The 22,477-nt window shown below is 27.7% G+C and carries 18 protein-coding genes and 1 pseudogene; 5 read left to right on the top strand and 14 right to left on the bottom strand.

Annotation, left to right across the window (positions count from 1 at the left end; genetic code table 11):
* Window positions 1–215: pseudogene (locus QZ288_RS05850) on the top strand (hypothetical protein); the annotation flags it as partial.
* Window positions 216–300: 85 nt separating this feature from the next.
* On the opposite strand, the gene argJ reads toward QZ288_RS05850, so the two are convergent.
* From argJ to gap, 5 genes are all read right to left on the bottom strand, one after another.
* Window positions 301–1,485, bottom strand: a complete 1,185-nt coding sequence (gene argJ / locus QZ288_RS05845; protein WP_295156294.1) for a bifunctional glutamate N-acetyltransferase/amino-acid acetyltransferase ArgJ — start codon at window positions 1,483–1,485, stop codon at window positions 301–303.
* Window positions 1,478–1,987 (bottom strand): hypothetical protein, encoded by a 510-nt coding sequence (locus QZ288_RS05840; RefSeq protein WP_295156291.1) that lies wholly within the window; start codon window positions 1,985–1,987, stop codon window positions 1,478–1,480. Before QZ288_RS05840 ends, argJ begins: the two co-directional genes overlap by 8 nt.
* A gap of 65 nt (window positions 1,988–2,052) precedes the next feature.
* On the bottom strand, window positions 2,053–2,436 hold the full coding sequence (locus tag QZ288_RS05835) for a DNA primase (protein ID WP_295156288.1): 384 nt from the start codon (window positions 2,434–2,436) through the stop codon (window positions 2,053–2,055).
* 201 nt (window positions 2,437–2,637) lie between these two features.
* Entirely contained in the window at window positions 2,638–3,837 is a 1,200-nt protein-coding gene (locus tag QZ288_RS05830; RefSeq protein ID WP_295156286.1) for a phosphoglycerate kinase, read from the bottom strand.
* 256 nt (window positions 3,838–4,093) lie between these two features.
* A complete protein-coding gene (gene gap / locus QZ288_RS05825; RefSeq protein ID WP_295156283.1) occupies window positions 4,094–5,137 on the bottom strand; it encodes a type I glyceraldehyde-3-phosphate dehydrogenase in 1,044 nt (347 codons plus the stop codon).
* A gap of 337 nt (window positions 5,138–5,474) precedes the next feature.
* Between gap and QZ288_RS05820 the strand changes: the two genes are divergently transcribed.
* Entirely contained in the window at window positions 5,475–8,333 is a 2,859-nt protein-coding gene (locus tag QZ288_RS05820; RefSeq protein WP_295156280.1) for an AAA family ATPase, read from the top strand.
* Between the two features lie 104 nt (window positions 8,334–8,437).
* Here the strand turns inward: QZ288_RS05820 and QZ288_RS05815 are convergent, their stop codons facing one another.
* The gene (locus QZ288_RS05815; RefSeq protein ID WP_295156277.1) at window positions 8,438–10,015 is read right to left on the bottom strand and encodes an arginine--tRNA ligase; all 1,578 of its coding nucleotides are present in this window, start codon (window positions 10,013–10,015) and stop codon (window positions 8,438–8,440) included.
* Window positions 10,016–10,179: 164 nt separating this feature from the next.
* The gene (locus QZ288_RS05810) at window positions 10,180–11,745 is read right to left on the bottom strand and encodes a DUF6348 family protein (protein ID WP_295156274.1); all 1,566 of its coding nucleotides are present in this window, start codon (window positions 11,743–11,745) and stop codon (window positions 10,180–10,182) included.
* 121 nt (window positions 11,746–11,866) lie between these two features.
* Between QZ288_RS05810 and gpmA the strand changes: the two genes are divergently transcribed.
* Window positions 11,867–12,613 carry a 2,3-diphosphoglycerate-dependent phosphoglycerate mutase gene (gene gpmA / locus QZ288_RS05805; RefSeq protein WP_295156271.1) on the top strand — a complete coding sequence of 249 codons (747 nt, stop codon included), beginning with the start codon at window positions 11,867–11,869 and terminating at the stop codon, window positions 12,611–12,613.
* Between the two features lie 214 nt (window positions 12,614–12,827).
* Here the strand turns inward: gpmA and kdsB are convergent, their stop codons facing one another.
* From kdsB to QZ288_RS05780, 5 genes are all read right to left on the bottom strand, one after another.
* Window positions 12,828–13,583 (bottom strand): 3-deoxy-manno-octulosonate cytidylyltransferase, encoded by a 756-nt coding sequence (gene kdsB / locus QZ288_RS05800; RefSeq protein ID WP_295156269.1) that lies wholly within the window; start codon window positions 13,581–13,583, stop codon window positions 12,828–12,830.
* A gap of 794 nt (window positions 13,584–14,377) precedes the next feature.
* Complete coding sequence (locus QZ288_RS05795) at window positions 14,378–14,863, bottom strand: PTS sugar transporter subunit IIA (RefSeq protein WP_300705115.1); 486 nt, start codon at window positions 14,861–14,863, stop codon at window positions 14,378–14,380.
* Between the two features lie 16 nt (window positions 14,864–14,879).
* Window positions 14,880–15,275 (bottom strand): hypothetical protein, encoded by a 396-nt coding sequence (locus QZ288_RS05790; RefSeq protein ID WP_295156263.1) that lies wholly within the window; start codon window positions 15,273–15,275, stop codon window positions 14,880–14,882.
* A gap of 180 nt (window positions 15,276–15,455) precedes the next feature.
* A complete protein-coding gene (locus QZ288_RS05785; protein ID WP_295156260.1) occupies window positions 15,456–16,925 on the bottom strand; it encodes a S41 family peptidase in 1,470 nt (489 codons plus the stop codon).
* Between the two features lie 144 nt (window positions 16,926–17,069).
* Window positions 17,070–17,972, bottom strand: coding sequence for an NAD-dependent epimerase/dehydratase family protein (locus QZ288_RS05780; RefSeq protein WP_295156257.1), 903 nt, complete (start codon window positions 17,970–17,972; stop codon window positions 17,070–17,072).
* Between the two features lie 114 nt (window positions 17,973–18,086).
* On the opposite strand from QZ288_RS05780, the gene QZ288_RS05775 reads away from it, so the two are divergent.
* Window positions 18,087–19,196, top strand: coding sequence for a glycosyltransferase family 2 protein (locus tag QZ288_RS05775; RefSeq protein ID WP_295156254.1), 1,110 nt, complete (start codon window positions 18,087–18,089; stop codon window positions 19,194–19,196).
* A gap of 44 nt (window positions 19,197–19,240) precedes the next feature.
* Window positions 19,241–19,774 (top strand): YcxB family protein, encoded by a 534-nt coding sequence (locus QZ288_RS05770; RefSeq protein ID WP_295156251.1) that lies wholly within the window; start codon window positions 19,241–19,243, stop codon window positions 19,772–19,774.
* A 16-nt stretch (window positions 19,775–19,790) separates the two neighbouring features.
* Here the strand turns inward: QZ288_RS05770 and QZ288_RS05765 are convergent, their stop codons facing one another.
* Window positions 19,791–21,443 carry a Na+/H+ antiporter NhaC family protein gene (locus tag QZ288_RS05765; RefSeq protein WP_295156248.1) on the bottom strand — a complete coding sequence of 551 codons (1,653 nt, stop codon included), beginning with the start codon at window positions 21,441–21,443 and terminating at the stop codon, window positions 19,791–19,793.
* Between the two features lie 196 nt (window positions 21,444–21,639).
* Window positions 21,640–22,467, bottom strand: coding sequence for a hypothetical protein (locus QZ288_RS05760; protein WP_295156245.1), 828 nt, complete (start codon window positions 22,465–22,467; stop codon window positions 21,640–21,642).
* Window positions 22,468–22,477 lie beyond the last annotated feature (10 nt).

Genomic DNA, 22,477 nt, shown 5'->3' with positions numbered 1-22,477 from the left:
ATGAAGAGCGTATCAAAGGCATAGAAGAGGGAATACAAAAAGGAATAGAAAGAGGCAAAGAAGAAGGCATTAAAGAAGGAATAGAGAAAGGAAGAGAAGAGGGCATTAAAGAAACTCAAATATTAATGGCTAAAAATATGAAAAAAGAAAATATGGATATTAATCTTATATCTAGGCTTACAGGCTTAAGCTTAGATGAGATAGAAAAGCTTTAATTTAGTAATAGATAATAATGATGAGTGTTTTATATTATCAGCATCTTACAGCTTTAGCTGTCAGATAATTTAAAGCGAAAAATTTTTATATATTATAAGAAGAATGTATTGATATGTATTCCTGCGTTAAATCTGTAAAATAATAATAGTCTTCGTATTTTGTATTAAAACCTAAATCTATTGTTATGTAATTTTCTTTTATATTTTCTATATCTTCTTTTAATTTATCAACAGCTTCATTTTTAATCGGCTCGCCGTTTGAATATACTAAAACATCATTAACATATAATGATATATTACTTACATTTATATTATCGATAGTGCCTAATGCAGATAATATTTTTTCAAAATTAGGATTTTTAGAAAGAAATAAAATTTTTATTATATTAGATTTTGCAATTTTTTGTGCTATATTAAAGGCGTCATTTTGAGTCTTTACCCTTTTTACTGATACTATTATAGTTTTGCTTATGCCCTCTCCGTCAAGTATTATCATCTTTGCAAGATAAGCACATATTTCATCCAATTTATTTTTGAAATCTTTTAATAATTTTTTATTTTTTTCTGTTATGATTTTATTGCCTGCAGCTCCATTTGCCATTATAACAGCCATATCATTAGTAGAAGTTTCTCCGTCTATTGATATTCTATTCAAAGTTTTATTTATCGATTCTCTGAAAGCTTTATTTAAAGTTTCTTTTTCAATATTCAAATCTGTGAATATAAAAAGAAGTACAGTAGCCATATTGGGGTGAATTATAGAACTTCCTTTTGCAACAGCATAAAATTTAGCTGATTTTCCAGATACTTCCAATTGTGCTGTATATATCTTATCAAATTTATCCCTAGTCTGAATAGCCCTTGCAATATTATCAAAGCCTTGATTAAAATATTTTAAAGATGTATCTATAGCCTTTTTAATTTTTTTTACATCTAACTGCACTCCGATAATTCCAGTAGAAGCAGTCAGCATATTATCTTTTTTTATATTAAAAACTTTCTCTGAATGCTTTACTATATCCAAAACATCATTATATCCATTTTTTCCAGTAAGAGCATTTGCTGTTTTGCTATTAACTATTAAAAGCTCTATATTATTTTTATCATTTTTTTTAGAAAATATAATAGGTGCAGCCTGAAAGCGATTTTGAGTATATACAGCCGAAACAACACTAGGCGGATCGCTTTTAATTATTGCCAAATCATAATCATTATTTTTAAGACCCGATTTTAAAGCAGCAGAAGAAAAACCCAGAGGAATATCATACATTAAATAAATCCTCCTCTTCAGGATCCGAATCATCTTCTATTCTTTTAACTTTTCTATTTTCATAATTAATGCGTTTTCGTACAAAAAATCTAGTATTCTTTCCATTTTGTCTTTCCTGTATAATACCGAAAGTACCTGAACCTAGATAAACTATCTTATCTTCATCCTGCATATCAGACATATTATTTTCTTTAATTTCATCTAATATGCATTCAAAATGTGCTAATTCTCCGCTTGTATTGTGCCTTATTGCTTCTTCTATTATATATATAGGTTTATTGCATACAGGACATAGAGGTCTTTCAATATCCTCTTTCATACGCCTTTTAAGATAGCTCTTTTCATATTCTTCTATGCTTTTTTCATGATATCTGTATTGATTATTATTATATTTTTTTTTATTGAAAAAATTATTTTTGTTTTTTTTATTATTACTGTAAAATCTTTTATTATTATTGCTTTCTTTATTGTTATTAAATTTCTTGAATTTTTTTTCTGACATTATAAGCCTTTTTATAATAAAGCAATACTAAAAATAACAGCATTGCTTTATATATACAAAATTAATTATTCATCAAAATCATCGTCATCAAAATCATCATCATAGTCATCGAAGTCGTCATCATCATCAAAATCATCTATATCATCGTCATAGTCATCATCAAAGTCGTCATCGTCGTCGAAATCATCATCATCAAAGTCGTCATCATCGTCGAAATCATCATCATCGAAGTCGTCATCGTCGTCGAAATCATCATCATAGTCATCGTCATAATCATAGTCATCAAAGTCGTCATCATCATCGAAATCATCATCAAAGTCATCTTTATCATCATCATCAAAATCATCGTCAAAGTCGTCATCATCATCATATTTTAAAAAATAGCTGTTTAATATATTTAATTCGTATAATAAACTCATAGATTCTAATTCTTCCATTACTTGCTCCATAATTCATAATTTTAAAGCTATAATAATACATAAGTTTTTTTTGTCAAGTATAAATACATTTAATTTTAAAAAAAGTAAAAAACAGCTGAATATATTTTACTTATAATAATAAAAGTTCATAATAAAAATTGCGAGTTAATAACATTTTTGTAAATATTATTTACTCACAATTTTAATAAGTTATTTTTATATTTTAATGTATTATTTATCCTGAAGTACGGCAATACCCGGAAGTTCTATTCCTTCAAGGAACTCTAAAGAAGCTCCGCCTCCTGTAGATACATGCGTCATCTTATCAGCAACACCTGATTTATTAACAGCAGATACACTGTCGCCTCCGCCTATAATACTCACAGCATTAGAATCAGCAATAAATTTAGCCACTTCAAAAGTACCCTTAGCAAAATTAGACATTTCAAATACTCCTAAAGGTCCGTTCCAAACAACTGTTTTAGCATTTTTAAGTATATCTTCAAGATCTTTTAAAGTTTTAGGTCCTACATCCATACCCATCCAGCCTGCAGGTATAGCATTAGAATCTACTGTTTTTATATTAGCTTCATTATCAAATTTATCAGCTATAACATTATCAACAGGCAGATATAAAGTTTTATTTAATTCCTTAGCTTTATCCATAATCTCCTTAGCAGTAGCAATATAATCATCTTCGCATAAAGAAGAACCTATTTCTAAACCTTTAGCTTTAAAGAAAGTATAAGCCATACCTCCTACTACTATTAAAGTATCTACTTTATTAATTAAATTTTTAAGTACAGAAATTTTTGAAGAAACTTTAGCTCCGCCTATTATAGCAACAAAAGGACGCTGAGGATTAGCAACAGCATCTCCCAAATACTTAATTTCTTTTTCCATTAAGAAGCCTGAAACAGCAGGCATTTCAGGTTTAGCAGATACAATTCCTGCAGTAGAAGAATGAGCTCTATGTGCAGTACCGAAAGCATCATTAACATAAACATCAGCTAAATCAGCAAGCTCTTTAGAAAATGCAGTATCATTTTTCTCTTCTTCTGCATGATATCTTAAATTTTCAAGTAATAATACATCTCCTGCCTTTAATTCAGAAGCCTGTTTTTTTACTTCTTCTCCTATACAGTCTTTAGCAAATTCAACTTTATTATTAGGAAGTTTAGTTTTTAAATAATCATAAACAGGTTTTAAAGAATATTTAGGATTAGGCTCTCCTTTTGGTCTGCCTAAATGACTCATAAGTATTAAACAAGCTCCTTGAGAAAGTATATATTCTATAGTAGGCATAGCAGCATCTACTCTTGTAGTATCTGTGATTTTAGAACTTGTTTCTTTATCGAGAGGCACATTAAAATCCACTCTCATTATAACTTTTTTACCTTTAATATCTATATCTTTTACTGTTTTTTTCATTATAATTAACTCCTTTATATTATGATTTTATGACTTTATAACTTAATGATAATTTTTTATTAAAAATTTAAAGGGTGCTATAATCAATATAACACCCTTATTGCTAATAAAAATTTCTTTATTATTGCTAGCGATAAACTCGCTTGATAATAGCTGACAACCTCCTTAAATGTCGGTTATCAGCTGCTCGTTTATCTTTTTGTATTGCTAGCGATAAACTTGCTGTTTATAGTTTTAAAATAATTTATTTTTAATATTATTTTTTGTTATACATATATAATAATAAATCAATTACTCTATTAGAATAACCCCATTCATTATCATACCAAGAAACAACTTTAAAGAATCTTTTCTCACCTTTTAAATTGTTCTGAACAGTAGCTAAAGAGTCATAAATAGAACTTCTAGGATCATGTATAAAATCAGAAGACACCAATTCTTCATTACAATAACCTAAAACATCTTTTAAGTAAGTTTCAGAAGCTTTTTTCATAAGTGCATCAATTTCTTCAATAGAAGTGTCTTTTTCACTTCTGAAAGTCAAATCTACAACAGATACATCAGGCGTAGCTACTCTGAAGCTCATACCTGTTAATTTACCTTTAGTAGCAGGCAGTACTTCTCCAACCGCTTTAGCAGCGCCAGTAGTAGAAGGAATAGTATTGATAGCAGCCGCACGTCCTCCTCTCCAATCTTTCTTAGAAGGTCCGTCTACTACTTTCTGAGTAGCTGTATAAGAGTGAATAGTAGTCATAAGACCTGTTTCCACACCGATACCTTCTTTAAGAAGTACATGTACTACAGGGGCTAAACAGTTAGTAGTACAAGAAGCATTAGATACTACATGATGTTCTGCAGGGTTATATTCTTCATGATTTACGCCATAAACAAAAGTTCTTAAATCGCCTTTACCCGGAGCAGAAATAATTACTTTCTTAGCACCTGCTGCTATATGTCCTTCTGCTTTTGTTTTTTCAGTGAAAAGACCTGTAGATTCTATCACATACTCTACTCCTAAATCTTTCCAAGGAAGATCCTTTAATTCTTTAGTAGCTCCTATACATTTTATTTTGCATCCATTAACTACTAATACATCTTCGCCTTCTGTTGATATATCAGCTTTCATTTTGCCATGAACTGAATCATATTTTAATTGATAAGCAAAATATTTAGCATCAGTACTAACATCCACTACGCCAACTACATCAATTTCTTTGCCTAATAAACCGCGTTCTACTAATGCCTGAAAAACTAGACGACCAATGCGTCCGAAACCGTTTATTGCTACTTTTACAGCCATAAATATACTCCTAAATTAAAATAATATCCTATACGCGAGCATATAAAATTCAACTATAATGCTATCATAAATAAAAGATTAAGTCAAGATTTTATTGATTAATCTGAATATTTTAAAAATAATGAATTATATTTTTTATGATTTAAATATTATAAAAATCTAAATTTGTCTTTTTTATTTTTTACTTTTAATATCAGCAGTAATATTATTATTAAGTAAATTTCAAATTCGTATAATTTAAATTTACAGTGTTTTTATATATTATTTATTTAATAATTGATTATTTTTTAATAGAATTGTATAATTAATAAATATATATTTAAAATTAGGAAAAGAGATGTACATAAAGAATCTTAATTTGCATGGATTCAAATCATTTGCTATAGAAACTAATATAGAGTTTAATGAAGGAATTACAGTAGTGCTTGGACCTAACGGAATAGGAAAAAGCAATATTGTAGAGGCTTTTCTATGGGTTATGGGAGAGCAGTCTGCAAGCAGATTAAGAATAGATAGTGCAAAAGGACTTGAAAGCGTTATATTTCACGGTACTGAAAACAGAAAGCCGTCTTCTCTTGCACAAGCAGTTCTTACTTTGGATAATAAAGAAAGATGGATAAAAAAATATGATGCAGATGAAGTTGTAGTTACAAGAAAGTATTATAGAAAAGGACTATCAGAATATTATATCAATGATGAGCAGGTAAGATTAAAAGATATAGTTGATATGTTTTTAGATACAGGACTTGGTAAAAATGCATACTCGGTTATAAAGCAGGGTACTGTATCAGAAATAGCAAAGCAGAAGCCTGAAGAGAGAAGAAGCATTATTGAAAATGCTGCAGGAATAAGCAAATATCTTGAAAGAAGAAGAGAAGCTGCAAAAAAATTAGAAGAATCTGAAAGAAATATTGATAATGTAAAAATAGAAATAAAGAATGCTGAAAAACATTATAAATCTTTGAAAGAACAGGCGGCAAGAACAGAAAAATATTATAATCTTAAAGATGAGCATAAAAAAATAAATATAAGCTTAAATGTTAACAATATAAAAAAATTAAAAATAAACTTAGAAGAACAAAATAAAAGTCTTGAAGATCAGATTAATAAAAGAAAAGATTTAGAAAAAGAGCTTCAGGATTTGGATAAGCAGAAACAAGAGGAGCTTTTAAAATTTGAAGAAACCAGAACATTATCAATAGAACTTGATAAGCAGGTTTCTCTCATTATGACTGAGCTTACTCATATAGAAAAGATGTCAAATCAGTTAAAAAATCAGCTTGATAATGCAGGCAAAGAAAAAGAAGAAACTGTAAACAGAAAAAATATATTATTAAAAAGAATAGATGAAGATAAAAATAAAATAGCAGAGCTTGAAGAAGAAGTAAAAACTATAGCTGAAAATATAGAAAGATCTTTAAAAGAACAGGAAATAGAAGAAAGCAATATTGCAAATGAACAAAATAAAATAGCAAGTTTAAATGATCAAATATCTGCTATAACTCAGGAAAATCAAAATGCAGCATTAAAAATTGCAGATGCAAGAGAAAGACAATTAGAAGTTATAAATAAAATAATAACAGAGATAGATGAAAAGAAAAAAGATGTAATGGGAAACAGCTTTTATCAGAATATAGGAAAGCATGAAAGCGATATTGATATAGGATTTAGCAATTTACTTAATTCAATAAATATAAAAATGAATACTATAAAAGAATTTGAAGATGACGGAGTATTATCAAATTTAGATGAGCTTAATTATAATTCATTATGCAGTTTTATTAGGAGTTTAGGAGAGATTTTAGAAACAGAGAAAAAAGATGCATTATTTCTGCAGAATATTTTTAAAGAGTATACAAGAATAAAAGATCCTTTCGTTGATTTGCTTTTTGATAAGGAAGGAACTTATATGCAGAAAGAAGCAATAGATAAAGAGATTGCATATTTAGAAAGTTTTATAAAAAATAATATAGAAAAAATTGAAGAAATAAATAATGAAATAAAAATCTCTGCTGATAATATTAATAGAGGAAATTCTAACCTTACTACCCTTACAATAGAGAGAGCTAAATACGAAACAAATAAAAAAGCATCAGAAGACAGAAAAGAAATGATAATAAAAAGCATAAAAATGATAGAAGAAGAATTTGCCTCTCTCAATGATAAAATAAACAGACTTGAAGAAGAATATAAAAGACTAAATGAAGAATATAAAGAAAACTCTATAAATTATAAAGAATTAGAAAAAAAGAAATCAAAAACAGAAAGCGAATCAAGGCATAAAGCCAATGAAATAAAAAAGGCAGAGTCAGCATTATCTAATTTTGAAACCAGCTTAGCTAAAAGAGTAAGAAAACTTAATGAAATAAATGAAAATATCACAAGAGCAGGCGAGAGAATAAATCAAAGCAATGATAAGATAAAAGATATTTATACTCATTTTTATGAAAATTATGCCCTTAATTTGAAAGACTTTGAGGAAAATACTCAAAACTTGATAGATGAAGAATCATATAAAAATAAATTAAGCACTATTAATGAAAGAATAAAAAATTTAGGGCATATAAATGAAATGGCATTAGATGAATATCAGGAAGCTAAAACCAGATTTGAATTTTTAATAAAACAGAAAGAAGATTTAGAAAAGTCAAAAGAAGAGATACTAAAAATAATAGCCGATGCCAATAAAAAAGCGGGTGAAGATTTCTTAAAAACATTCAATGAAATAAATAAAAAATTTTCTGAAACATTTAAAATATTATTCGGCGGCGGTAATGCAGGACTTAAAATACAAAATGAAGATGATTTACTGAATAGTCCTATTGATATATTCGCTCAGCCTCCGGGTAAGAGAATGGAAAATATTGTATCATATTCAGGCGGAGAACTTACTATGACAGGGCTTGCTTTGGTATTTGCAATATTCTTATACCGTCCTAGTCCTTTCTGCATACTTGATGAGGTTGATGCGGCACTTGACGGAGCTAATATTATAAGATATAAAAATATGGTTAAAAATCTTTCAAATAAAACTCAGTTTCTAATAATAACGCATGATGAGGTATCTGCCACTATAGCCGATGCTTATTATGGAATAACTGCTGAAGAAAAGGGCGTTTCAAAAATATTTACAGTTAAAGTAGATAAAGACGGTAAAGTTAATGGCAGCGAAGAAAATTTAGTAAGTACGGATTAATTTTTAAAATTCTAAATATGAAATGTTATTAAAACTTAATTATATATGCCCGCACTTTATAGTTTTATTATTAATATTAACTTTAATTTTTCTCAATTATTCAATTATTCATCAGACCACATTCTTTCTACTTTAGATATTCCTATTATATCAAAACATATTCCAAGTATTTTTTTTACTGCCTTTATAAGAGTAAGCCTTTCCTGTCTTATTTCATCATTCTCTTCAAGAACTATATTGCTGTAATAGAATCTATGCAAAGCACCAGCCAAATCATAAGTATAATTTATAAAAGTATAAACTTCTAATGATTTTGCAGCTTCATATATTTCATCAGGAAATCTTAATATCATTTTAGCAAGCTTCAGAGAGCTTTCATTTGCAATTTTTGATATATCAAAAGGCTTATCATTATCATAAGACATATTCTTTTCTTCCAGCTTGAAAAATATATTGCAGACTCTGGCATAAGCATACTGCACATAATAAACAGGATTATCATTATCCTTTTTCTTAGCAAGCTCCAAATCAAAATCAAGAGAGCTGGAATAAGAACGCATAAGAAGAAAATATCTGGCAGAGTCAGCACCTATCTCATCAATAACATCTTCAAGGCTAATCATATCGCCTGTTCTTTTACTCATTCTAACAAGTTCATTACCCCTATAAATACGAACCAATTGTCCGAGTATAACTTTTAAAGATGCACTATCTTTACTTACAGCCCTTACAGCAGCAGTAATTCTAGGCACATATCCGTGATGGTCTGCACCAAGTATATCTATTAAATAATGGTATCCTCTGTCAATTTTATTTTTATGATATGTTATATCAGGAGCAAAGTATGTATATGATCCATTTCTTTTTTTTACAACTCTGTCTTTATCATCTCCGTATTTAGTACTTCTAAACCAAACAGCATTATCTTTTTCAAATAAAAGCCCCTCTTTATCAAGAAAGTCCATAGCTTTTTCTAATTCCCCGCCTTCTCTTATTTTTAATTCAGAGGCATAATTATCCATATATGTGCCGAATCTCTCTAATAATTTCTTCTGCTTTTCTAATATAATATCTTTCGGAGCACCATCCTCTTTAGCTATATCTTCTATATATGAACCATGATAACCGTCTTCAGGAATTTCCTTTCCCTCTTTAACAGCATTAATGCTTTCATTTAATTTAGTTATCTGTTCTCCTGCATCATTAACATAGAACTCCTGATAAACTTCATTGCCTGCATATTTGAGTATATTTGATAATGCACTTCCAATAGCAGCCCATCTTCCATGTCCTATATGAAGAGGTCCTGTAGGATTTGCACTAACATATTCTATTAATATTTTTTTCTTATCTTCTGCGGTATTCTTTCCGTAATCATCATCATTTAATAAATCATTGATGCATTCATTTATATAATTATATGATAATGTTAAATTAATGAATCCGGGCTTTGCTATTTCTATTTTTTCAAAATATTTTTTATCTATTTTTTCAGCTGCTGAATTTGCTATTTCCATAGGGTTTTTCTTCAAAACTTTAGCAAGCCTCATAGCAGCAGGACAAGCATAATCACCGAATTTATCATCTGCCGAATATCCAATTTCTATATAAGAATCAATATCTTCTATATCAGTGTCTTTAAAAGCTTCTTTTAGGATATTTGAGATAATTTTTTTAAGCATATACTCTCCATAATATTCAAAATATTTTTTAATATATAGAGTATATCAAAGATTATGAGTTCTGCAAGTATAATTTTTAATATGTTTAAGAATTATTTTTTTATTATTACTATACTCGCCGACAAAATCCGCATTTGGAGAATTTATCTTCTGTGGGCTCGCTTTTATCTAATCTCATAATCATCATCTACATTAAAGCTTAAATTTACTTCCAAATTTTCTAATTTTTGATTTTTCTTTTCATAATCATCTTTTATCTGCAAATATATATTATATAATGCACTCATATTTATAAATTTTAAATATACTTCATTTTCTTTTCCATTGAATGCATTTTCTCTGAAAAGCTCGAATATATAATTATTAATTAAATAATAAGTATGAAGCTGGGTTTTGTATACGATGCAGTTTTTATCTTCCGAACCAAAATCAAATCTGATTTTTTCAGATGAATGAAGCTCATTAAAAAATTCATTATCAGCACATATTTCAGGAAGAAATAAAAATAAATCAGCAGCAAGCGTATAGTTTTTTGTAAGCTCCTCTGCTGAATATTCTAATCTATCATAATATTCTTCAAGCTCTTTAGAGTTTAAAACTATATTTGAATATTCTTTAACGAAATTAAAAATCTCTTCATTACTGAATGGATAAGGAGTATAAGTTTCATCTTCCTGTACTAAAAAGAAAAACTGCTTATCCGATGAAAAATTAGTATCATTCCAAGTTTTAACATACTCATTCATTTTATCTGAAAGTTCAGCTATATTGATATCATTTATTCTAAGCTCGCCTATTGAATAATCGTTTGCAGCTTTAGCTCCGTATATTTTTATATAGCAAATTTTTTGATTGCCTATTCGCTTCAGAATATCATCTTTAAACATATCCCAATAAATATTTACATTTTTGGACTTTCCATTATCCTCCCCCATACTCACTAAATTGCTCGTATAAACTTTCCATTTATGCTTATTACCCAAAAATTCAGTTTCTGCCTCATCAAGCATCCTGTTTTCATACATTGCTTTTATGCCTGTCATTATACCGAATACAAAACTTCCGTTTGAAAGCCCTACAGAAGTATTAGCATCTTTACCTGCACTAGCACAGCATTCAAATATATCTCTGTCCCAATCAGGACTGGATATATAATAATTTATAACAGCATTTTTATCAGTTATATTTTCTGCATAAGCATTTATAAATATATTCCATTCTTTTATAACAATGCTTCCCTCCACTATTTCATTATCTATATCATTTGCTAAAATAGATGATATATCTTTTATTATAGAATCTGAATCATTAATATCAACTGAATTAGCCTCATAATGTATGCTGCTGTTTTGTATATATTCTTTTAAATTATTATATAAATTATTGAAGTAATTATATTCTTCGCTGCTTATAGAATGTTTATTCATTTCTAATGTATATAATGCTCTGTCTATATTTAAATTTGCATTGCTTGTATCTGACTTTCCGCTGTATGCATAAGCCGTTTTATAAAACCAAGTATGATGCTCTTTAGCTTCTTCTGATAATGAATTTAATGTTTCTATTGCTAAATCAAATTCAGCATTATTATTATATGCTACAGCAAGCTGACCTTTAATATCATCATCTAACTCTTCTTTCGGTAATGAAAGTATTAATTTGATAATCTCTTTATGTTTTCCTTCTTCATATAATTTTTCAAGCTGTAAGTTTAATTCTTCATTATCCATACAAAAATCCTTATTTATTTATTATAATTAATAATATAATATATTTATAATAATAAAACAATAGATTTTTTATTATTTTAGTATATAATAGAACTTAATATCATTATAAGGAGTTATAAAAATGACAAAAGTTGTTTTAATTCGTCATGGTGAGAGTGTTTGGAACAAAGAAAATCTATTTACAGGCTGGGCTGATGTTACATTGTCTGAAAAAGGAATAGAAGAAGCCAAAGCAGGCGGAACAGAACTTAAAAAAGCAGGCTTCACCTTTGATAAAGCATACACTTCTACACTAACTCGTGCTATCAAAACTTTAAATTTAGTATTAGAAGAAATGGGACTTTTATGGATACCTGTAGACAAATGCTGGCAGTTAAATGAAAGACATTACGGAGCTTTGCAAGGCTTAAACAAATCTCAGACAGCTGAAAAATATGGTGAAGATCAAGTAAAAATATGGAGAAGAAGCTATGATACTCCTCCTCCTGAATTAGAAAAATCCGACGAAAGATATCCGGGCAATGATCCGCGTTATAAAAATTTATCGGAAAAAGAACTTCCTCTTACTGAATGCTTGAAAGATACAGTAGCAAGAGTTGTTCCTTTCTGGGAAAATGTTATACTTCCTGATATTAAAGCAGGCAAAAAAATTATCATTGCAGCACACGGAAACAGTCTAAGAGCTTTAGTAAAATATTTAGATAATATTTCTGATGCCGACATTACTGAGCTTAATATACCTACAGGAATGCCTTTAGTTTATGAGCTTGATGATAATTTCAAAGCTGTTAATAAGCAGTATTTAGGAGATCCTGAAGCTGTTAAAAAAGCTATGGAAGCTGTGGCTAATCAGGGCAAAAAAAAATAAAAAAATAAGTTTTTTAAATAATTAAAAGATAAAAAAGGGAGCCATAAAAGACTTCCTTTTTTATTAGTATTATTTTTTTATTAAAATATATATTATAGGTTCAATAAATATATCATACAAAAATCTGCTTAAGTTTTTAACTATAAATCCCTTAGCTAAAAATATAATGAAGAATAATAATTTTTAGAATAATATTTTTTATTTAATATAAATTTTAACTATTTATTTTATTTTGTGCAAAATTTCTTAAATAATTCTGCACCAATTCCAAATCTTCTTTTGTATCTATGCCGTGTATAAATTTTTTAGTTTCTAAAACTTTTATTTTCATACCATTATAAAGCCATCTTAACTGCTCAAGTTTCTCAGTATTTTCATAATAACATTCCTGCATTTTTTCTATTCTCAATAAGGCATTTCTTCTAAAAGCATAAACTCCTATATGCTTATAGTATACAGCATTAATATCCTGATCAAATCTTTTATGAGGTATTGACGCCCTTGAAAAATACATAGCATAATCATTTATATCTGTAACAACTTTAACCGCATTCTCATCTTTTATTAAAGAACTTCCAGCATCTATTTTTGTTTTTAAAGTAGCTATATCTACATTTTCATCATCAAAAGCATTTATAATAGGATTAAGAATTTCCTCATCTATCAAAGGCTCATCTCCCTGCACATTGATGATAATATCGCTTTCTATTTTTTTTGCAGCCTCAATTATTCTTGAAGTTCCTGAAGTATGTTCTGATGAAGTCATTACTGCCTTAGCATCATTTTTTTTACATATATCCATTATCTCTTTAGAATCAGTTGCTATAATGCAGTCATCTATTTTTTTTACAGCTTTAACATTATCATAAACAGCTATTATTATAGGCTTTCCTAATAATTCATAAGTTAATTTTTTTGGAAATCTTGAAGAATCGTATCTTGCTGGTATTATTGCTGTTATTTTAGACATTTTTATCTCCATTTATTGTTATCGATAAACTCGCTTTAAATTAGCTAATAACCTCCTTAATGTCGGTTATTAGCTGCTCGTTTATCTCTTTATTATTTATTAATAAAAAACTTGTTCGTCAATAACTCCTGCCATTCTGCGAATGTCAGGCACTCACAAGTTTTTTATTTCTTTTATTATTGCTAGCTATAAACTCGCTTTAAATTAACTTATAACTTCCTTCGTCAGTTATAAGTTGCTCGTTTATCTCTTTATTATTTATTAATAAAAAAACTTGTTCGTCAATAATACCTGCCATTCTTGCAAATGTCAGGCACTCACAAGTTTTTTGTTTCTTTATTATTGCTAGCTATAAACTTTATATATATTACTATACTCGCCTACGCCTATAATAAGCAAATAAATGACTTTGTCCGCCTTTGGCAAATTTATTTGCACGTCTGTGCCCCTATGGGGCTGGCTTCGGCTCGCTTTTTTATTATTATTTTTAAAAACTCTGCAATTCTTAACAATGTCAGACGCTCATAATTTTTATATTTATTTTATTATTGCTAGCTATAAACTCGCTTTAAAATAGCTGACAACTTTCTTTGTCAGTTGTCAGCTGCTCGTTTATAGCTTAAAAATATTCCTTACAATTTTTCTATCTATCATTAAAATCTTTTACTGTAAAAAAGTCAATCCAAGATAGTATTTTATTTTTCTTAATATCATCTATGCTTGAGTTATTGAATCTTTAAGCACGCAATTAACTATATTTTCTAATATATCTTCATTACCAATAGAGCCTACTATTACTTTACGCTAAGCATTTCTTTAGATATATTTATAAACTTAGACTTAAACTCTTCTACAGTTTTGGATTCTAATAATATAACAGGGTACATACTCATTCTTGAAATTTTTGTAAATAAAGAAAGAAGCGCCAAATATTTTTCATTGCTGTTTTTATTAGTTAAAAACATAGTGAGTAAATGAACAGGCTTCTTATCAATAGCTGAATAATTCAATCCTTTTTTTGAAATAGCAAATATTATATCATTATCTTTAACCTGACTAGTTCTAACATGAGGAAATGCTACACCATAACCCAAACCGCTGCTTATAATATCTTCTTTTTTGTATATAGATTCTATAATTTTTGATATATTTATTCTAAGTCCGTTTGACTCTGAATATATTAACATTTCGCTGATAGCCTCTTCTTTAGTTTCAGATTTTAAATCTAAAATAACATAAGAATTGTTTATATATTTTTCAACTTCATTAATCGATATCATAAAAACACTTTTTTCCTTAACTTTTTTCAATATTAAAATTTTCTTTTAAATATTCTTTCATTGTATATTTTTTTTGTATAAGTTCAGATATAATATTAAGAGGATATATAGTTTTATGATTTTTAAAAGCAATTCCTATAGTTTCATCATCTAAATCTATATCTCTGCTTAACTCCCAATAACCATTAAATTTTTTTCTTATAACTTCTCCTATATAGGCACTTATAGAAAATATAAAATTTCTATTATTATCATTTTCTAAAACTAAAAATAATTTTTCTTTAAAAAATTTATCTATTTCAAATAAACTTTCCAAAGTATAATCTGCATGATAGCCTTCCCGTATCAAAAAATTACTTATCCAATTAGAAGCCCTTGAAAGCTCCTCTTGAGGTAAAATATATTTAGGCATAATTAAATCCTTACTATATTATTAATAGTATATTTTTTTTATAATATGTCAACTTAAAACACAAGTTTTTTATTTTATTGCTAGCGGGGATAAATTCGCCAAATGCGGACTTTGTCGGTAAGTTATAAAAAAAGGCGATAATATAAAAATATTATCGCCTTAATAAAATAAAATCTATTATTAATTTTCTTCTTTCTCATTAGACCAGTTTTCTCTAGGCTCTTCCTTATCCTGAGGAGGCTCTTTTCCAGTCTTTAAATATTCAATAGCAGATTTTAACTGCTTATCATATTTAAGATCATATATCTCTTTATATCCGTATAAATTTCTTTCATTATATATTAAACGCTCAAGCAAATAATCACTAGGCATAATATTCTGATTTCTAAGCTCTTCTTTAAAAGCAGGCAATGCAGCTGCGTCTGAACTTTCATTAGGATATTTTTTAGCATAAGCAGATATTTGCCCGCCCTTTCTAAGCTCTGTTAAAGCTGTTATATCGGTGCTTGTAAGTTTAGGTTCTACTACAACAAAATCAGGAGTTAATCCTTTGCCGTGAAGTCTTCTTCCATTAGGAGTATAATAATGTGCTACTGTAAATTTAAAAGATGTATTATCCTTTACATCCAAAGGCAGTACATACTGAACACTGAACTTTCCGAATGTAGTTTCTCCCAAAAGTTTAGCCCTTCCACTGTCTTGCAAAGCACCTGAAAGTATTTCAGAAGCAGAGGCACTGTATTGATTAATTAATACTAAAGTATCGCCTTCAAGCCATTCATCGCCTTTTTTAGATGCATAATAATCCTGATTTTCATTTCTGCTTCTTCCTCTGGTATAAACTATTTTTCCTTCTGTTAAGAATTCATCTACTATATTTATAGCAGTATCAAGTCTTCCGCCCGGATTATTTCTTAAATCAAGAATAAGTTTTTTCATACCTTGTTTTTTCAAATCTATAAGAGAATTTTTTAAATCTTTTGCTGTATCATCGCCGAAAGAAGTTATTCTTATATATCCTATAGTATCATCAACCATTTTATATTTAACGCTTTTTATTTCTATTATAGCTCTTGTAAGAGGGTATTTAATAGGCTCAGCTACTCCGTCTCTTACTATAGTTAAAGTTACCTTACTTCCTTCTTTTCCTCTCATAATATTAGCGGCATTATCTACAGACATATCCTTTGTGCTTTTGCCGTCTATCTCTGTTATAATATCTCCTGATAATATTCCAGCCTTTTCACCCGGACCGTCCTCTATAGGAGAAACAACCATTAATCCTTTATCTGCACTCTTTGAAATAGAAAGCCCTACTCCGCCGTATTTTCCTGACATTTCAGTATTTAAAGCTGTATTCAATTCCTCATCAAGAAGAAATGTGAAAGGATCATCTGTAGCTTCAAGCATTCCCTTTATTGCCCCATACATAAGTTTTTTTGTTGTTACGCTGTTAGTATCAACGAAATTCTGCTGTAAAGTTGCAAATACTTTTTGAAATAATCTGCTGTAATAGTAAAAGTCATTATCAGACTGGGCTTTTCCCTGCTGAGCCACTGCAATAGAAGGGCTTTTAAAATTAAAAAAAGAAACTGCTGCTACAAAAATTAAAAGAAATATCCATAAAAGTCTTTCTTTGTTTTTTATCATATTTGAAATCCTTATATTAAAAATATATGTATAAAAAGTATATTGAAATTCTAAAATTTTATATAAATAAACTATAACATATATAAATAAATTATAACATAAATAGTAAAAAATTTATATATAAACTTTAAAATATAAATACATTTATATTAATGTTTTATATAATTTATATAAGCCGTCATTGATATTTGTAAACTCTATTTCTCTGATAATATTTAATAATTTTGTATTATCTAAAATACTATGATCTATATCCCCGTCTCTTCTATCAAAATAATTTATATTTATATTATTTTTATTTTGTATTTTTATTATAGTTTGTGCAAGTTCATTAATTGTTATAGAAAAATTAGTAGAGATATTTAAAACTTCATTTTGTATATTATTTTCAATGATTTTTAAAAATATAAATGCAATATCTTCTACATATATAAAATCTCTAGTCTGATTTCCGTTTCCAAATATATTTAAATCTTTATTTTTTAGAGCATTATCCATAAATATTGAAATAACGCCTGCCTCTCCGTGCGGAGTTTGTCTAGGTCCGTAAACATTAGAAAATCTGCATATAACATAGTTTATATTTGATAATATCATATACTTTTCCATAGTAAGTTTTGAAAGTCCGTAATATGAAATTGGATTTGTACTATGTATTTCATCAATGGGTAATTTTTTAGGTAATCCGTAAACAGCGGCACTTGAACTTGCTATTATATTTTTGATATTATATTTTTTTGAAAGCTCAATAATATTAAGGCTTCCTATTATATTTTCATCAGCATCATTGATTGGGTTTCTTATAGAGTTAGGAACTGATACCTGAGCTGCTAAATGTATAACAATTTCTATATTATTTTCAGAAAATATACTTTCTAATTTATTATAATCTTTAATATCTATATTATAAAATAATGCTTTATCATTAATATTTTCTTTTTTTCCTGTAGATAAATTATCAAGAACTAAGCAATTATAATTATTTTTTATTAAAATATCAGTTATATGGGAACCTATAAAACCAGCTCCGCCTGTTATTAATATCATAAAAATCCTAAATATATTATTTTAATAAGTATAATATTTTTTTTATATAAATCAAATTTTATTTATTTTTTTTATGATGTATAATAAATATAAATTTAATTCGGATATTGATATATGATAAAAGTTTCTGTTATTATTCCCATTTACAATGTAGAAAAATATCTGTCTAAATGTTTGGACAGCATTATAAATCAAACTTTAAAAGATATAGAAATAATATGCATTAATGACTGCTCAACAGATAACTCTGAAAATATAATTAAAGAATATATAAAAAAAGATAATAGAATAAAACTTATTAATCATAATGAAAATCAAGGTTTGGGATTTGCAAGAAATACAGGAATATATAACAGCACTTCAAATTATTTAGTTTTTATAGATTCTGATGATTTTGTATCCAGCAATTTTGCAGAGGAATTATATAATACTGCATTAAAATATGATGCCGATATAGTTTTTACCAACAATATATATACAGTTAATGAAAATAAATATTATATAAAGCCTTATTATCATAATAGATTAAAAAAATGGAAAAAAGATTTTAAAGATAAATGCTTTGAAGGAATAAGCAATTTTAATGTTAATACGCCTGAAAAAGAAAATACTCCTGAATATCCTCTTGCTGTAGCTTGGAATAAATTATATAAAAAAGAATTTTTAGAAGAAAAAAAATTATTATATACAAAAGTAAGATTAGCTGAAGATGTTGATATGTTTTATAGAATTTTAGCTAATAGTCCTAAAATATGTTATAATAATAATGCCAAATATTATTATTTGCAAAGAAGCACATCTCTTGCAGGAAGCATTCATACAGCTAAACAAATTCCCATTGCCATACTAGAAGTTTTTGAAAATGTATTTAATTATTATAAAGAAAATAAAAAAGAGTTATTAACTGACTTAAATTATTATAATTTTTTATCATTACTGCATACATTCAATAACTATAAAGCTGATAATAAAAATGAATTCTATAAAAAATGCCATAATATTATGAAGAAATTAGATATTGAAATAGACAGAGATAAACATGCATTTTATGCTTACAGCGTATATATAATGAAAACTTATGATGATTATAATATTTATTTAGAAAAAATAGAATCTATTAAGAAAAAAGTTTTTGATGCATCTTGGTGGCTTCCTTCAATTAATTTGAGAGAGAAATATAAAAAAGCAAATCTTGATAAGCTTGCAAATAAAAATTGGAAATAGTAAAATAATATATAATTAAAAATAAAGACATATAAAGGCATATAATGAAAAAAGAATATAGATATACAATAACAGAAGATGATTTTATAGATTTTCAGCTTCATTACTTAAAAATGAACTCTAATATCAATTCATCAGTAAAAAGAACAATTATAATACTTACAGTTCTTTATATCATAATATTCGTATCTATGGCTCTATATTTCAAAGATAATGCATCTTTAATAGCTGTAATAGCATTATTAGTATCTGCTTTTTCTATTATTCAAATATTCACATATAAAAAGCGTCTTGAAAAAAAGATAGTTAAAAAAGTAAAAGAATATATAAGAAGCGGAAAATTGAATAAGGTTTTCGGAAGCAGGGAATTAACCATTTATGATGATAAATTAATTTTTAAAGAGTGTAGGACAGCAAGCGAGTTTAATAAAGATGATATAAAAAATATAGATTCAAGCAGTAAATGCATATTCTTTTATACAGATGAAATGTCTGCAATAATCATACCCAAAAATATATTAAACTCTGAAGATATAGATTTTCTTTTATCATATAAAAAAAGCCCTATAAAAATATAGGGCTTTTTAATATAAGTTATTTAGAAAATACTGATTTAATTTTCTTATTTAAATTTGATATTTTATCATAAAAATTAGGGGCAAGCACTGCTAGTATGCACATTATTATAAAGCCTACAGATAATGCCGCTATAGGATTTAAAGTTATTCCTCCTATTATAACGCCGATGAAAGCAGATACTGCAACCAAACTTGCATAAGGAATCTGAGTAGCAACATGCTCAAGCAAAGGGCAATTGCTTCCTGTAGAAGAAAGTATCGTAGTATCAGATATAGGAGAACAATGATCTCCGAATACTGCCCCTGAAACAACAGAACCCACATTTATAAGAAGTACATTAAGAAGAGCATTATCAGTATATCCGTTGGCAGAGGCAAGACCATTTGCAATAGGTATCACTATAGGAATAAGTATAGCAAAAGTACCCCAGCTTGTTCCTGTAGAGAAGGCTATAATACAGCCGAGCAAATACCCTATAGCAGGAAGTATCCAAAGAGGAAAGCCTCCGCCCCTAACAGACTCTGAAAGAAAAGCAGCAAGTCCGAGTCCTCCGTCTGCAGGGCTTGATTTAATAACGCTTCCTATAGACCAAGCCAAAGAAAGAACTACTAATGCAGGAACCATAGATTTAACGCCTTCCATTATTGCACTTCCAGCCGAGCGTATAGTTAATAATCTTCTGCTTAAATAGTATATATACATTATTATAATAGAAATAACAGCCCCATAAAATAAAGCCTTAGAAGCATCGGTATTTAAAAATGCATTGCTTAATGAGGTGCTGGATAATGCTTGAGAAAAATTATCTATTCCTTCGCTTCCAATCAATCCTATATATGTAGTAATAGGAAACATAACTATACATGCTATAATAAGCGTGATAATAGCAATAACCATATCATACCATTTAGCATCATCATTAGACGAAATCTCCAAATTACCAGGGCATGCACCGTATAAATCTTCATTAAAAAGCTTTCCATTTTGTGCATCATCTTCGCTTCTTTTCATAGGACCGAAATCTTTAAAAACTAATGACATAAGAACTACAAAAGATAAAGCAAGAAGAGGATAAACAGAATAAGGTATCATTTTTATAAAGAATATAAACTCGCTCATATTCAAAGATGAAAAACCTTCTGAATCTCTGATATAGCTCATAACTGTTACTACCCAAGTGGATATAGGAGCCAATATACATACAGGGGCTGCAGTAGAGTCCAATATATATGCAAGTTTTGCCCTTGAAATTTTATTTTGGTCTGAAACAGGGCGTATAACTGTGCCTACTGATAAGCTGTTGAAATAATCATCTATAAATATGATAAGTCCGAAAAACCAAGTAAATAATAATACGCTCTTTTTTCCTTTCAGATATTTAGAAGCCCATAATCCGAATGCTTTAGTAGCACCAGTTTTTGAAAGCATACTGACAAAAGCACCTAATAAAGCACAAAATAAAAGTATGCGTATATTCCAAGAATCTCCGCTCATCTCAGCAACTTTATCTGTAAATATTGTAATAGCTGTAAATATATTGCCCTTTGATATTATTAAAGTACCTGATAATATTCCTAATGTAAGAGAAATAATAACTTCTTTGGTGACTAAAGCAAGTATAACGGCTAAAAGAGGCGGAATAATTCCTAATAAACCATAATGCTCCATAACTTAACTCCTAATTAATATACTATTATAATAAAATATAAAAAAGCCCCCTTAATTTAAGGCAGACTAAATATTATTCTAAAAATAAAAGAATTACTGCTAAATTAAAGAAGCTTTTTTAAATTCAGAAATTATTCTTAAACTTTGAGTAGTAAATTAATTTTATATCAAAAATATTTCTTTGTCAATAGCATTATTAATGAAACTCATAATGCAAAGTATATCTCTCTATTAAATATTTATCACAATAACAGACTAATGCTATATAATACTTTTTATCAGGCTCAAAGCTAGTATCTAATTGATTTACAGACTGCTTTATATAATTATAATTTTCATCAAATAAAATTATATCTATATCTTTTGAATATTTAAGCTTAATTCTTATAGAGCTGTTTATATCAGTATGATTTTCTATTTTATAAAAATCTATATCGCATAAATTAGAGCTTTTTATATAAGGCTTAATATATTCTTCAATATTTAAATAATTTTTTATAAAGTATCCGTAAATTAATTCATTAGGATAATTAATAATATTAGCTTTTTTTATTATGTTATTCGGTTCTTCTTCATTTGAAATATACAACTCTTTAAAAATAAATTTCAAATTATACTTACATTCTCTATCTGCATTTAATCTGATAAAGTATGAATTAGTATCATCAAGAATTATATCTTTCAATTCTATAAAACCCTTATAATTTATAATATCTTCTGTATTAATACTAAATATTGTTTTATCACTCGAAAATATATTAAAAGAAATATTTGCTTTGATATCATAAGCATATATAAAAAAGTCCATTACAAAACCATTAGTAGGGCTTATTTGATAAAAATCAATATCATTATTATTATCAAATTTACATTCTGCCAAAGAGCTGAAATCTATATACTGCGAATATTCCAAAGTATTATTAGGTTCTATTTCTTTAATTTTTACTATACTATTATTTTGCATATTATTTTTATTTGAACATGATGAAATCAAAATAAAAATTAATATTAGTATGTATTTCATTTTATAGTTT

The organism is uncultured Brachyspira sp., assembly GCF_910578695.1.
Taxonomy (GTDB): domain Bacteria; phylum Spirochaetota; class Brachyspiria; order Brachyspirales; family Brachyspiraceae; genus Brachyspira.
Note: the sequence above shows the minus strand (reverse complement) of the source record. Positions and strands in the feature narration are given on the sequence as shown.